The sequence below is a fragment of the Streptomyces durmitorensis genome (assembly GCF_023498005.1).
GTDB lineage: Bacteria > Actinomycetota > Actinomycetes > Streptomycetales > Streptomycetaceae > Streptomyces > Streptomyces durmitorensis.
Genome location: NZ_CP097289.1, coordinates 6,286,960 through 6,301,294, shown reverse-complemented (window position 1 = coordinate 6,301,294; position 14,335 = coordinate 6,286,960). Strand labels below are relative to the sequence as shown.

The 14,335-nt window shown below is 71.6% G+C and carries 12 protein-coding genes; all 12 read right to left on the bottom strand.

The window, feature by feature from the left end; genetic code table 11:
- Positions 1-67 precede the first annotated feature (67 nt).
- The 12 genes from M4V62_RS28075 to hrcA all read right to left on the bottom strand — a co-directional run bounded on the left by M4V62_RS28075 (position 68) and on the right by hrcA (position 14,222).
- Complete coding sequence (locus M4V62_RS28075) at positions 68-1,171, bottom strand: carbohydrate kinase family protein (protein WP_249589983.1); 1,104 nt, start codon at positions 1,169-1,171, stop codon at positions 68-70.
- Positions 1,172-1,241: 70 nt separating this feature from the next.
- The gene (locus tag M4V62_RS28070) at positions 1,242-2,432 is read right to left on the bottom strand and encodes a macrolide family glycosyltransferase (protein WP_249589982.1); all 1,191 of its coding nucleotides are present in this window, start codon (positions 2,430-2,432) and stop codon (positions 1,242-1,244) included.
- Between the two features lie 158 nt (positions 2,433-2,590).
- Entirely contained in the window at positions 2,591-3,592 is a 1,002-nt protein-coding gene (locus M4V62_RS28065) for an adenosine deaminase (RefSeq protein ID WP_249589981.1), read from the bottom strand.
- Between the two features lie 13 nt (positions 3,593-3,605).
- The gene (locus M4V62_RS28060) at positions 3,606-4,514 is read right to left on the bottom strand and encodes a ribonuclease Z (RefSeq protein WP_249589980.1); all 909 of its coding nucleotides are present in this window, start codon (positions 4,512-4,514) and stop codon (positions 3,606-3,608) included.
- 6 nt (positions 4,515-4,520) lie between these two features.
- Positions 4,521-4,874 carry a histidine triad nucleotide-binding protein gene (locus M4V62_RS28055; RefSeq protein ID WP_249589979.1) on the bottom strand — a complete coding sequence of 118 codons (354 nt, stop codon included), beginning with the start codon at positions 4,872-4,874 and terminating at the stop codon, positions 4,521-4,523.
- A 730-nt stretch (positions 4,875-5,604) separates the two neighbouring features.
- A complete protein-coding gene (locus M4V62_RS28050; protein ID WP_425575214.1) occupies positions 5,605-8,850 on the bottom strand; it encodes a S41 family peptidase in 3,246 nt (1,081 codons plus the stop codon).
- Positions 8,851-8,895: 45 nt separating this feature from the next.
- On the bottom strand, positions 8,896-9,468 hold the full coding sequence (locus M4V62_RS28045) for a hypothetical protein (protein ID WP_249589978.1): 573 nt from the start codon (positions 9,466-9,468) through the stop codon (positions 8,896-8,898).
- Positions 9,469-9,624: 156 nt separating this feature from the next.
- A complete protein-coding gene (locus tag M4V62_RS28040; protein WP_249589977.1) occupies positions 9,625-10,017 on the bottom strand; it encodes a VOC family protein in 393 nt (130 codons plus the stop codon).
- A gap of 27 nt (positions 10,018-10,044) precedes the next feature.
- The gene (locus M4V62_RS28035; RefSeq protein ID WP_249589976.1) at positions 10,045-10,803 is read right to left on the bottom strand and encodes a 16S rRNA (uracil(1498)-N(3))-methyltransferase; all 759 of its coding nucleotides are present in this window, start codon (positions 10,801-10,803) and stop codon (positions 10,045-10,047) included.
- On the bottom strand, positions 10,800-11,897 hold the full coding sequence (locus M4V62_RS28030; protein WP_249589975.1) for a nitronate monooxygenase: 1,098 nt from the start codon (positions 11,895-11,897) through the stop codon (positions 10,800-10,802). The genes M4V62_RS28035 and M4V62_RS28030 overlap by 4 nt, the downstream gene beginning before the upstream one ends.
- A gap of 171 nt (positions 11,898-12,068) precedes the next feature.
- On the bottom strand, positions 12,069-13,205 hold the full coding sequence (gene dnaJ, locus M4V62_RS28025) for a molecular chaperone DnaJ (RefSeq protein ID WP_249589974.1): 1,137 nt from the start codon (positions 13,203-13,205) through the stop codon (positions 12,069-12,071).
- On the bottom strand, positions 13,206-14,222 hold the full coding sequence (hrcA, locus tag M4V62_RS28020) for a heat-inducible transcriptional repressor HrcA (protein ID WP_249589973.1): 1,017 nt from the start codon (positions 14,220-14,222) through the stop codon (positions 13,206-13,208).
- Positions 14,223-14,335 lie beyond the last annotated feature (113 nt).

Sequence of the window (14,335 nt, the reverse complement as noted above, 5' to 3'; positions counted from 1 at the left end):
ACCACCGACACTGCCGTAGGGCTTTTCCACTCCGGTCACGTACGGCTGTGCGAACTCCGGCGCCTGGCTACGCCGACCTGAACCCGATCGTGGGCACCGCACGCCGCAGCGGCCACGGACGCGTGGCCTCCGGAAGCAGGCCCTCCAGGAACCCGTAGCGCCGCAGCGCGACGGGATCCTGGTCGTCGACCTCCCGCACGGTCCGCCACCACGTGGCGACCTCCGCCCAGCCCGGCGCCGACAGGGACCCGCCGAACTCCTGCACCGAGAGCGCCGCCGTGAGCCCCGCGAAGGCGAGCCGGTCCGCCAGGGGCCAGCCGGCCAGGGTTCCGGTCACGAAGCCCGCCACGAACACATCACCGGCCCCCGTGGGATCGAGCGCCTCGACCGCGATGGCCGGAACCTCGGCGGTCTCGCCGGTCCTCCCGTCCACCGCGTACGCCCCTTCCGCACCCAGCGTCACCACGGCGAGCGGAACGTGCTCGGTCAGCGCCCGCGCGGCGGCCCGGGGGCACTCGGTCCGCGTGTACCGCATGGCCTCCTCCGCGTTCGGCAGGAACGCCTCGCAGTGCTCCAGGTCGGCGAGGCCCGCCAGATCCCACCGCCCGGTGTCGTCCCAGCCCACGTCGGCGAAGATCCGGGTGCCCGTGCGCGCGGCCTCGGCGATCCACGGCGCGCGGGTGCCGGGCGTCAGGGAGGCGACGGCGGCCCGCGCGCGGGGCGGGCACGTCGGGGCGCCGCCGTCCGGGGACGCGGCGTCGGGCGGCGGCTCGTGCCCGTGGCTGACCATGGTCCGCTCGCCCTCGTACGCCATGGAGACGGTCACCGGGGAGTGCCAGCCGGGCACCGTGCGCGACGTCGCGAGGTCGATGTTCTCGCCCTGTTCGAGCGCGTCCCAGCAGTACTCCCCGTAGTGGTCGTCCCCGAACGCCGCCGCGAGCGAGGTGCGCAGGCCGAGCCGGGCGAGCGCGGTCGCCATGTTGGCGACGCCACCGGGGCTCGACCCCATCCCGCGCGCCCAGGACTCCGTGCCGCGTACGGGCGCCGAGTCGAGTCCGGTGAAGATGATGTCGAGGAAGACCGTGCCGGTGAGGAAGACGTCGCAGGGCGGATCGCCTGCTCTGCGGGCTCCCTTGAGCGGGTCGATGCTGGGTTTGAGGGGTACGACCATGCAGGGACCGTAACGGACGGACGCCGGACGGGCTGGTTTCAGCCCGTCCGGCGTTTGGCCGAAGAGGCTGCTAGCCCCCGAGCTCCGCCTCCATGAGATCGGCCGCCCGAGCCGTGCCGCCCTCGGCGCGCGCCTCGGCCTTGAGGCGCGCGGCCCGAGCCGCGACGTCGGGATCGGACGTCAGCTCCAGGAGAGCGGAACGCAGCGTGTCGGCGGTCGCGTCGGCGGTGTCGATCCGCCGGGCCACCCCCAGCTCCACGAGCCGGTCCGCGTTCATCGGCTGCTCGGCCCCCTGGGGCACCGCGATCATCGGCACACCGGTGAAGAGGCCTTCACTGCTGCTGCCCATGCCCGCGTGCGTGACGAACGCGTCGGCCTGCTCCAGGATCGCCAACTGGGGTACCCACGAGCGCACTTCCACGTTCCCCGGCACCTCACCGAGCTCCGCGGGATCCACGTGCTTGCCGATCTGCAGCACCACGTGCCACCCCGCGAGCCCGCCGAACGCGGCCACGCAGGTGCGGTAGAACGCGGGCTGCTGGGTGTACGAGGAGCCCAGCGACACCAGCAGCACCTTCTCGGCACCCTCGGGCCGCTGCCAACTCCCCTGCGCCGACCGGTCCCCGAAGCAGGGCCCCACGAAGTCGACCCGCTTCGGATCGACCCGGTCGGCGGAGATCTGCATGGCCCGGGGGATCATCGCGACGGCGCGGTCGGGGGTCCCCGAGAAGGCGCTGACGTCCAGGGTCGTGGCCCCGGTCCCCGCGAGCCACTCCCCGAACCGCGCCTCAAGCTCGGCGGCCCCGGGCAGCTGCTGAAGGTGCGCCCCGACCTCCTCCTGATAGCCCTCCCAGGCCACGAAGGTGGGCGACAGCTGCATGAAAGGACGCCCCTGCTCCTCGGCCAGCGCACGGGCGACGTACGCGCCGATGTCGTACAGATACAGATCGGCGGGGTCGTCGCCGTAGAACGAGCGCAATTGCGGAAGCACCGCCATCGCGTCGTCGAGGAAGAGAGCGCTCGCGGCGATCGGGTCCTCCGGCCAGATGTTGTCCTTGAAGGGCAACCGCGAGGTGCAGGGGACGAGTTCGGCGCCGGTGGGCTCGATCAGCTCGCGGGTCGCCGGGTCGTTCGCGTACGTCACCCGGTGCCCGCGCGCCACCAGTTCGCGGATGATCTCCAGGCTGGGCAGCACATGGCTGACCATCGGGACACCGACCATGGCGATGTGGGCACGGCGACGGGGCGTTCGACGATTCATGGATGAGATTCCTTCGCGTGATTCAGCTTTCTACGGACGAGGACACGACGGCCCGGCGCCTGCCGCTGATCAGCGGGGCGCGCGGGCCTGTCAGGTCGGTGTCAGCCGTAGAGCTGAATGAAGGAGTCCATGGGCGGACCGTAGCCCGCCCCCGACGATCAGTCGAACGAATATTCCGCGACCTCGGCGATGTACCGCGCCCGAAGCGCCTCGTCCTCGGGGCTCCCGTCGAGGAAGGACGCCTCGAACGAGTTCCGCGCGAGCTCGCGCAGCCGCTCCTGGTCGAGACCCAGCGCCTCCCGCACCGCGTGGAAGGTGTCGTCGACGTATCCGCCGAAGTACGCCGGGTCGTCGGAGTTGACCGTGCACAGCAGCCCGGCGTCCATCATCCGCGCCAGGGGGTGCTCCTCGAGTACGTCGATGGCGCGCAGCCGCACGTTGGAGAGCGGGCAGAGCGTGAGCGGCGTCCGCTCCCGCACGAGCCGCTCCACGAGCTCCGGGTCCTCCATGCAGCGCAGCCCGTGGTCGATGCGCTCGACGCCCAGGACGTCCAGGGCCTCCGTGATGTACGCGGGCGGCCCCTCCTCGCCCGCGTGGGCGACGCGGCGCAGACCGAGCGCGGCCGCCGCCTCGTACACCTCGCGGAACTTGGCGGGCGGATGCCCGACCTCGGCGGAGTCGAGCCCGACGCCCACGATCCGGTGGAGATGGGGCCTGGCGGCCTCCAAGGTCTCCAGGGCCGACTCGGCGGACTGGTCCCTCAGGAAGCACATGATGAGCCGGGTCGAGATCCCGTGCCGCTCCTCGCTCCGCTCCAGCGCGCGCCCGAGCCCTTCGATCACGGTGCCGATGCCGACGCCGCGCACCATGTGCGCCTGCGGGTCGAAGAAGATCTCGGCGTGCCGCACGCCCTGCTGGGCGGCCCGCGCCAGATAGGCGTCGGCAAGCTCCTCGAAGTCTTCCTCGGTGAGCAGAACGGCCATCAACCCGTAGTACAGGTCAAGAAAGGACTGCAGATCGTCGAAGAGATAGGCCTTGCGCAGCGCTTCGGTGTCCGCGTACGGGAGGGTGATGCCGTTGCGGGCGGCGAGGGCGAAGGCCAGCTCGGGTTCGAGCGTCCCCTCGATGTGGAGATGGAGTTCGGCTTTGGGAAGGGGCATGGGGGCGGCTCACTCAGGTGGTTCGTTTGGGCAGAGGTACACGCAACAGGTCTTGCGCGACGGTGAGTTCACCGTCGAATCCCGCGTCCCGGGCCTGCTGCTCGAATGCGCCGGGGTCGGGGTAGCGCTGGCTGAAATGGGTGAGTACGAGATGCCGTACGCCGCGGTCCACGGCAACGCGGGCGGCCTGACCGGCAGTCAGGTGCCCGTGATCCAGCGCCAATTGCTCGTCCTGATCGAGAAAGGTGGACTCGATGACGAGCATGTCGCAGCCGTCGGCGAGGGCGTGGACGCCGTCGCACAGCCGGGTGTCCATCACGAAGGCGAACCGCTGACCGCGCCGCACCACGCTCACGTCGTCGAGCGTGACGCCCCGCAGTTCACCCTCCCGCTGGAGGCGGCCCACGTCGGGCCCTGCGATGCCGTGCTCGGCGAGCAGCTCCGGGAGTATCCGCCGCCCGTCGGGCTCGGTGACGCGATAGCCGAAGGACTCGACGGGGTGCGAGAGCTTGGCGGCGTCAAGCGTGAACGAGGGAGTGACGGCCAACGGCCCATCCTCCACCACGGGTTCCTCGACGAGCGAGACGGTCTCCCTGTAGGCGGTGGCATACCGCAGCCGGTCGAGGAAGTGCTGCCCGGAGCGGGGGAAGTGCACGGTCACGTCGTGCGGGACCCGGTCCAGGTTGATGCGCTGGATGACACCCGGGAGCCCGAGCGAGTGATCACCGTGAAAGTGGGTGACACAGATGCGGTGCAGGTCGTGCGCGGCGACCCCGGCACGCAGCATCTGCCGCTGCGTGCCCTCGCCGGGGTCGAAGAGGATGCCCTGCCCGTCCCAGAGCAGGACGTAACCGTTGTGGTTGCGGTGCCGGGTGGGGACCTGGCTGGCGGTGCCGAGAACCACCAATTCACGTACGGACAAGGCGAGTCATCCCGGAGGCCACTGCAGGCCGCGTCCGCCGAGGACGTGGGCGTGCGCGTGGAAGACGGTCTGGCCCGCGCCGGAGCCGGTGTTGAAGACGACGCGATAACTCTCCGCCTTCTCCTCGGCGGCGACCTCGCCGGCCTCGCGGAGGACGTCGGCGGCGATGGCCGGTTCGGCGGCGGCGAGGGAGGCGGCGTCCGGGTAGTGCGCCTTGGGGATGACCAGGACGTGGGTGGGGGCCTGCGGGTTGATGTCCCGGAAGGCCACGGTCGTGTCCGTCTCCCTGACCAGGGTCGCGGGCACGTCCCCCGCGACGATTTTGCAGAACAGGCAGTCGGCCTGCGGTTCTCCCGCCATGAGGCGCCTCCGGTCGTCGCGGTTTTCCTGTGCCCCCGCATGCTATCCGGGCTGCGCCCCAGCCTGGCCCCTCCCCTCAGCCCCCGGCGGCGCCGACGCTCCGAACGAACCTCTCCCACCCACCCACCCGATCACCCCGCATCCACCCCTGAACGAACAAGTTTTCCCACCCACCCACCCGATTGCCCCGCGGTGACAGGGGTGGGTGGGTTGTCCGTACAGCGGGTGCAGGGTGGGTGGGGAACGCGTACAGCCGCGCGCGGTTGGGGCGGGGGGTGGGGACCCTCAGCCGCGGGTGGGTCGGCGGGGGTGCGGTGCACCCCACGTACCTGCAGTCGGCAGCGCACGCGAGGGGACGTGCCGGTATGTCCGCCCGGAGCACGGTTCCCTGCGCTCCAGCAGCGCAGCAGCCCCGCGGCCACCGGACGATAGCGAGGACGGACATACCGGCACGGCCCCGACGCCCCCACCCGGCAACTCCGCATCCGCACCCCCCACCCAACCCCAGCATGCGCCGCAGGCCTCCCACACCCACCCCACCAACGGCGAAGACGAACACACCGGCACGGCCCCGACGCCCCCACCCGGCAACTCCGCATCCGCCAACCCCAGCATGCGCCGCAGGCCTCCCCCACCCACCCCACCAACGGCGAAGACGAACACACCGGCACGGGCCCCGCACCCACAGACGGACCAGCCCCGCAGCAAGCGCCCCGCACCCACCCCGCCCTCACAGCCCCGGCAACTCTGGCGCCCTCCTCGGCGGCGTAGCCTCCAGGGACGTCAGCGCCAGGCGGATCGCCTCGTCCAGCTGCGGGTCCCGCCCCGCCGCGTAGTCCTCCGGCGTCGTCACCACCTCCACGTCCGGGTCGACCCCGTAGTTCTCGACGCCCCAGCCGTACCCCTCCAGCCAGAACGCGTACTTCGGCTGCGTCACCAGCGTCCCGTCCACCAACCGGTACCGGCTGTCGATCCCGATCACCCCGCCCCACGTCCGCGTCCCCACCACGGGCCCGATCCCGAGCGCCTTGATCGCCGCGTTCACGATGTCCCCGTCGGAACCCGAGAACTCGTTGGCGACGGCGACCACAGGACCCCGCGGCGCGTCCGCCGGATAGCTGTACGGCTGCGAACCCCGCGGCAGGTCCCAGCCCACGATCTTCCGGGCCAGCTTCTCCACCACCAGCTGGGACGTGTGTCCGCCCCTGTTCTCGCGGACATCCACCACCAGACCGTCCCGCGCCACCTCCACCCGCAGGTCCCGGTGGATCTGCGCCCAGCCGGGAGCCTGCATGTCCGGCACGTGGAGGTATCCGAGCCGCCCGCCCGACCGCTCGTGGACGTACGCACGCCGGTCCACGACCCAGGCGTGGTACCGCAACGGCTCCTCGTCGTCGACGGGGATCACCACCGCGTGCCGCGGATCGCCCCCGCCCGCGGGCGACACCGTCAGCTCCACCGGCTTCCCCGCCGTACCCACGAGGAGCGGCCCCGGACCCGCCACCGGATCCACCGGCCGCCCCGCGACGGCGAGCAACGCGTCCCCGGCCCGCACCGCCACCCCCGGCGCGGCGAGCGGCGACCTGGCGGCGGGGTCCGACGTCTCGGAGGGGAGGATCCGGTCGATCCGCCACGCCCCGTCCGCGCCCCGCGAGACATCCGCCCCGAGCAGCCCCTGCCGCACCGCCGAACTCCCCCAGGCCCCGCCGCCCATGACGTACGCGTGCGACGTACCGAGCTCCCCGGCGACCTCCCACAGCAGGTCCACGAGGTCGTCGTGGGTGGCCACCCGGCCGAGGACCGGGCGGTAGCGGTCGAGCACGCCGTCCCAGTCGACGCCGCCCAGGTCGGGCCGCCAGAAGTTGTCCCGCATGAGGCGTCCGGCCTCGTCGTACATCTGCCGCCACTCCGCAGCCGGATCGACCGTCTGCCTGACCCGCGTGAGGTCGACGGTGATGTTCGATTCGGATTTCTCGTCGCCGGAGGCCCGCCGGTCGCTCGGCACGACCTTCAGCTTCCCGTCGGACCACAGCAGCACCCGCTTGCCGTCCCCGCTGACGGCGAAGTGGTCGGCGTCCGAGGCCAGTTCCTCGATGCGCTGCTGGACGAGGTCGTACCGCTCCAGCTCGGTCTGCGGGTCAGGGTCCGACGGGGTGGCGCGGGACGCGCCAAGGACACCCCGCACGGGGTGGCGCAGCCACAGGACGCCGTCCTTGGCGGCCCGCAGCGTCGAGTAGCGGGCGGCCTCGACCGGGAACGGCACGATGCGGTCCGCGAGCCCGTCGAGGTCGATGCGGGTGACGGGCGAGCCCTCGCTGTCCGGGGTCTCGTCCTTGTCGGGGGCCTCGAAGGGCCGCCCGTGCCGCTGCGGCCCGAAGGGCGAGGGCGTCGTGGCGGCCAGCGTGATCAGATGCGGCCGCGATCCGCCGACGAAGGCCAGGTCGAAGACGTGCTCGTCGTAGACGGGGTCGAAGGCCCGCGCGGACAGGAACGCCAGATGCTTGCCGTCAAGGGTGAACGCGGGCGCATAGTCACGGAACCGCAGCGGAGTCGCCTCGGACACCGAGAGGTCGGCCGTGTTCGCCAGCTTCAGCTGCCGCAGCGGACTCGGCCCCGGATGCGACCACGCGAGCCAGGCCGAGTCGGGCGAGAAGACGAGCCCACTGGCGTCCCCGTGCTCCCCGCGGTCGACCTCCCGCACCTCCCCGCTCTCCCGCTCCACGAGGAGCACCCGCCCGTCGTGCGAGGCGACGGCGGCCTTGCTGCCGTCGGGTGCGATGGCGAGGGCGAGCACCCGCCCCAGCTGCCCGACGGCGATCCTGCGCGGCGTCGCCCCGGGCGCGAGCCCCGTGGCCGGCGCGAACTGGAGCGCGTCGTCGCCCTCCGCGTCCGTCACCCAGACCACGTGTTCCTCGCCGTCGACGCGGAACGTCCGCGGCAGCCGTGCGCGCACCCCGTGCTCGGCGGCGAGCGCGCGGGCCGGCCCCTCCCGGTGGGTCACCCAGTGCACCCCGCCGCGCACGGAGACGGCGCTGCCACGGCCCGTGTGATCGGGAGCGGCGGCACCGAACCAGCGCGCCGCGGTCACCGGGAACGGCTGGAGGTCGGTGCGCTGACCGCCGAGGCGGACGTCGACGCGGCGCGGCTCGGCGTCCAACAGGTCGTCAAGGAACAAGAGTTCACCCGCGGACGCGTAGACGACGCGCGTGCCGTCGGTCGCGGCGTGCCGGGCGTAGAAGCCGTCGACTCCCGTGTGCCTGCGCAGATCCGAGCCATCCGGCAGCGAGGAGTAGACGGCCCCGACGCCTTCGTGGTCGGAGAGGAAGGCGATGCGCTCCCCCACCCACAGCGGATATTCGATGTTCCCGTCGAGCTCTTCATGGACCCGCACGAAGCGGGGCTCGCCGCCCTCCTCGTCCGGACCACCCGCGCCGTCCCCGCTCCGGATCCAGAGCTTGCCCGCCGTGCCGCCTCGGTACCGCTTCCACCAGGCGGCCTCGCGCCCCATCGGCGCGGAGAGCAGCAGGACCTGGCCGTCCTGCGGGCCGTGCGCGACATCGCCCACGATGCCGTACGGCAGGGTCTCCGCGGGCCCGCCGTCCAGCGGAACGGCCCGCGCCCAGCTGCGGCGCAGCGAGGCCTGGCCTGCCGTGCTGACCGCGAGGACCTGCCCGTCCGGGGTCCAGCCCCGCACCGAGGTGCGTGAACTGCCCCAGTACGTCAGGCGCTTGGAGGAACCGCCGTCGACCGGCGCGACATGCACCTCGGGGGCGCCGTCACGCGTGGACGTCCAGGCGACGGCTCTCCCGTCCGGAGAGATACGGGGATGGTTCACCGGCATGTTGTCGGCGCTGACGCGCCATGCCCGGCCGCCGTCGAGAGGTGCGACCCAGACGTCGTCCTCAGCGGTGAAGGCGACCAACTCGCCGCGCAGATGCGGAAACCGAAGATACGCAGGGTGCCCAGTCAGTGTCACAGAGCCAGCCTAAGCAGCCACGGCGGAGCCGGTCAGCGTTTTGGATCACTTGCCCTTGAAGCACGAGCACGTCGGATCGGGCGCCTGCGGTGGCGGATCGGCCGTGACGGTCACCGTGGCCGTAGCTCCGGGCGGCTGCTCCGGCGGCTGGGTCGGCTTGTCACCGTCGTGGTCGTCACCGCCGTTGCCTCCGCCGTTGCCGCTCCCGTCGTCACCGCCGGAGCAGTCACCGAGCACGTCCACCCGGAACCACTCCTTGCCGTCGACCTTGGCGGTCAGGTTCCCGCGTACGCAGTGTCCGTCGACGACCGACCACACCGTCCCCTTGACGGTGATGTTGCTGGTGTCGTCGGCCCCCTTCCCGTTCCTGGCCTGCCCCTGGCAATCCACGGTGGCGACGGTTTCGGGCGTCGGGTCGCCGCTGGACGGGGTGACCTTGTCCTTGAAGCGGGCGGTGCAGCTGATCCACAGCACGTCGAGGTGCTGCCGCTCCAGCTCCTTAGTCGCCATCTCGTCGGTGGTGATCGCGATGGCCGCGGTGTTCATGTCCCCGTCGACCGGATCGCACGCGGCGACCCCGATCACCGCCGCCCCCGCGAACCCGACGGCGTACAGCACCCGTCCGCGTCGGCCACGTACGTCCCCTGCACGATCACGTAAGCGCCTCAATGCCCCCATAGGCGGCAGAGTGCCACTGCGAGCCGCCTGACGATAGTCCCCTTTGCGTCCACTCCGGCCGGACCGGTCCGCCCGGCCGTCGACGCGGCAGCGGCCCTAGCCGCGCAGCAGCAGCCACTCCTGCAACTCCACCAAGTTCCCCTCCGGGTCCTTGAGATGGGCCACCCGCATGCGGTCCGTCAGCGGCGCGGGCCCCTGGGCGATGGTCCCGCCGCGCTCGACGATCTTCCCGCAGTACGCGTCGAGGTCGTCGACCCGCAGCACCACGAGCGAGCGGTGCCCGGTCGCCGGCTCCTCCAGCTCGCCGAGGAGCCGCGCCATCATCGAGCGGCCCTGGAGCGCGATCCCCGCGGAGCCGGTCGCGGGGCTGAATTTCTCGTACGGCCCGTCCACCGCCCCCGACTGCGGCTTGAGGCCGAGGATGTCGGCGTAGAAGTGGTAGCAGGCGCTGAAGTCCGATACGAGCAGCCGTACTTGGGCCAGTTCCACGGCATCCCCCTTGCTCGGCGCGGGGGTTCAGGACCAGCGGCCCGTGCGTCCCAGGAGCAGTGCGGCTGCCGCCGTCCCCGCGGTCGACGTACGCAACACGCTACGCCCCAGGCGGTACGGCTTGGCTCCCGCGTCGGCGAACGCCGCGAGCTCGTCCGGGGACACGCCGCCCTCGGGGCCGACGACCAGGACGATGTGCCCGGCGGCCGGGAGCTCCGCGGTGGCCAGCGGTTCGCTGCCCTCCTCGTGCAGGACCGCGGCGAAGTCGGCCGCGGCGAGCAGCGCGGCCACCTGCTTGGTCGACGCGGCCTCCGCGACCTCGGGGAAGCGCACCCTGCGGGACTGCTTGCCCGCCTCGCGCGCCGTGGCGCGCCACTTGCCGAGCGCCTTGAGCCCGCGCTCGCCCTTCCACTGCGTGATGCAGCGCGAAGCGGACCAGGGCACGATCGCGTCGACGCCGGTCTCCGTCATGGTCTCGACGGCGAGTTCACCGCGGTCGCCCTTGGGCAGCGCCTGCACGACGGTGATCCGGGGCTCCTGCGCCGCCTCTTCCGCCACGGAGTCCATCCGCAGGATCAGCCGGTCCTTGCCCTCGGTGTCCAGGACGACGCACTCGGCCCAGCGCCCGGCGCCGTCGGTCAGGACGACGTCCTCACCGGCGTGCAGCCGCTTCACGGAGACGGCGTGACGCCCTTCGGGACCATCGAGTACGTAGCGTCCGTCGCCGCCCGCGGCAGTCTTCTCGAAGGTCTCGAAGGTCTCGACGACGAAGACGGGCGCGGTCACGCCTGGCTCCCGGGCTCGGTCCCCTGCTGCCCTTCGGCCGCCAACGCGGCCTTCGCCTCGGCCAGTTCGGCCGCCAGGACCTCCACGAGCTGCCCGGCCTCGAGCTCCCGCGCCATGCGGTGTCCCTGCCCGGCCCACAGCGCCATGCCCTGCGCGTCACCGGCCTTGGCAGCGGCCTTGCGCAGGCCGCTGGTGAGGTGGTGGATCTGGGGGTAGGCGGCGGGGGCGTAGGGACCGTGCTCGCGCATGAAGCGGTTGACCAGGCCCCGCGCGGGGCGGCCGGAGAAGGCGCGGGTCAGTTCGGTGCGGGTGAACAGCGGATTGGTCATGGCCTGCTTGTGCAGGACGTTCGCGCCGGACTCCGGACAGACCAGGAAGGCCGTGCCGAGCTGCGCGGCGTCGGCGCCCGCGGCGAGTACCGCGGCGATCTGCGAGCCGCGCATCAGGCCGCCGGCCGCGACGATCGGGATCTGCACGGTGTCGCGCACCTGCGCGATGAGCGAGAGCAGGCCGAGCCCGGCGCCGTCCGTCTCGGGGTTGTCGCGGTGCGTGCCCTGGTGACCGCCTGCCTCGATGCCCTGCACGCACACGGCGTCGGCGCCGGACCACTGGGCGGTCTGCGCCTCTTCGGGCGTGGTGACGGTCGCGACGGTGATCGTGCCGACCCGCGCGAAGGCGTCGAAGACGTCGCGGGTGGGGCACCCGAAGGTGAACGACACCAGCGGCACCGGGTCCTCGACGAGGATCGCGAGCTTGGCGTCGTAGTTGTCGTCGCGGCCACTGTCCGGATCGCCGAGCTGCGTCTCGTACCAGGCGGCCTCACCGGCGAGCTGGTTGCGGTAGACGTCGACGGCGGCGGCATCGGCGTACTCGGGCTGCGGCATGAAGAGATTCACGCCGAACGGTCGGCTCGTGAGCCCCCGCAACTGTTTGATCTCCTGGTACATCCCGTCGGCGGTTTTGTACCCGGCGGCGAGATATCCGAGCCCCCCGGCCTCAGAAACGGCCGCGGCGAGCTGGGGGCACGAAGCGCCGCCCGCCATGGGGGCCTGCACGATCGGGAGGCGGCAAAGATCGGTCAGTGCGGAGGACATAACCGCATCGTGCCACGACCTTTGCGACCGACCGAATCGCGCCCCACGAGGGCCCCGTAAGGGGCGCGGGGAACGGCGCGAGCAACCAGAGACAGCCCGCGGACGAAGACGGCAAAGTGCCCCCGGCAGCGCGTATCCGCTGCCGGGGGCACCAAGCCACTGCTCAAGGCGCTACCGCCCGTTGAACGCATCCTTGAGGCGCGAGAACAGACCCTGCTGCCCCGGCTGGAACTGCCCCGTGGGCCGCTCCTCGCCGCGCAGCTGCGCCAGCTCCCGCAGGACCCGCTCCTGCTCCGCGTCCAGCTTGCTCGGCGTGAGGACCTCGACGTGCACGATGAGGTCGCCTCGCCCGCCGCCCCGCAGGTGCGTGATGCCCCTGCCGTGCAGCGGCACCGACTGTCCCGACTGCGTGCCGGGCCGGATGTCGACCTCCTCCAGGCCGTCCAGCGTCTCAAGGGGCACCTTGGTGCCCAGCGCCGCGGCCGTCATCGGGATGGTGACCGTGCAGTGCAGATCGTCCCCGCGCCGCTGGAACACGGCGTGCGGCAGCTCGTGGATCTCCACGTACAGGTCGCCGGCGGGGCCGCCGCCGGGGCCGACCTCGCCCTCGCCCGCGAGCTGGATCCGCGTGCCGTTGTCGACACCGGCGGGGATCTTCACGGTGAGCGTCCGCCGCGACCGGATGCGGCCGTCGCCGGCGCACTCGGGGCACGGGGTGGGCACGACCGTGCCGAAGCCCTGGCACTGCGGGCACGGCCGGGAGGTCATGACCTGGCCGAGGAAGGACCGCGTGACCTGCGACACCTCGCCGCGACCGCGGCACATGTCACACGTTTGAGCGGATGTCCCCGGGGCGGCACCTTCACCGCTGCAGGTCGTACAGACGACCGCCGTGTCGACCTGGATGTCCTTGGTGGTCCCGAAGGCCGCCTCGTCCAGGTCGATCTCGAGCCGGATCATGGCGTCCTGGCCACGGCGCGTGCGCGACCGGGGGCCACGCTGCGACGCCGTCCCGAAGAACGCGTCCATGATGTCCGAGAAGTTGCCGAAGCCACCGGCCCCGAAACCGCCCGCACCGCCGCCGCCCGCCTGGGACAGCGGGTCGCCGCCGAGGTCGTAGACCTGCTTCTTCTGCGGGTCGGACAACACCTCGTACGCGGCGTTGATCTCCTTGAAGCGCTCCTGAGTCTTCGGGTCCGGATTCACGTCCGGGTGAAGCTCACGGGCCAGCCTTCGGAAGGCCTTCTTGATTTCGTCCTGGGAAGCGTCGCGGCGCACGCCTAGTACGGCGTAGTAGTCCGTGGCCACTTACGACTCCGCCAGGATCTGTCCGACGTAACGTGCCACTGCGCGTACTGCTCCCATCGTTCCCGGATAGTCCATGCGGGTCGGGCCGACCACGCCGAGTTTGGCTACTGCCTCGCTGCCCGAACCGTAGCCGACGGAGACCACGGACGTGGAGCTGAGTCCCTCATGGGCGTTCTCGTGACCGATCCGTACGGTCATGCCCGAATCTGTGGCCTCGCCAAGCAACTTGAGCAGGACGACCTGCTCCTCAAGAGCCTCCAGGACGGGCCTGATGGTGAGGGGAAAGTCATGTCCGAAGCGGGTGAGATTGGCCGTTCCGCCGATCATCAGCCGCTCTTCGGTCTCCTCGACGAGGGTTTCGAGGAGGGTGGAGAGCACCGTCGCCACCGTGCCCCGGTCCTCCGCGTCGAAGGACTCCGTCATGTCCTGCACCAGCTGCGGCACGTCCGCGAAGCGGCGGCCCGCGACCCGGCTGTTGAGCCGCGCCCGCAGGTCCGCCAGCGAGGTCTCGCCGAACGGGGCGGGGCAGTCGATCATGCGCTGCTCGACCCGGCCCGTGTCCGTGATCAGGACGAGCATCAGGCGGGCCGGAGCAAGGGAGAGCAGCTCCACGTGCCGCACCGTCGACCGCGTGAGGGACGGATACTGCACGACCGCGACCTGCCGGGTCAGCTGCGCGAGCAGCCGCACCGTGCGCGCCACGACGTCGTCGAGGTCCACGGCGCCGTCGAGGAAGTTCTGGATGGCCCTGCGCTCCGGCGCCGCCATCGGCTTGACGCCCGCGAGCCGGTCGACGAAGAGGCGGTACCCCTTGTCCGTCGGGATGCGCCCCGCACTCGTATGAGGCTGGGCGATGAACCCTTCCTCCTCCAGTGCCGCCATGTCGTTGCGGACCGTGGCCGGTGAGACCCCGAGGCTGTGCCGCTCGGTGAGCGCCTTGGAGCCGACGGGCTCCTCGGTGCCGACATAGTCGTGGACGATGGCGCGCAGCACCTCGAGCCTGCGTTCATTGAGCATCCGCGCACACCTCCACCTTTTGCTTCACCTTTTGCCCTGAATCCTGCCTGCCCTGATGTCTCGCCTGGCACTCACCTGGGGCGAGTGCCAGCCTTCACCGGGCCCAGTGTACG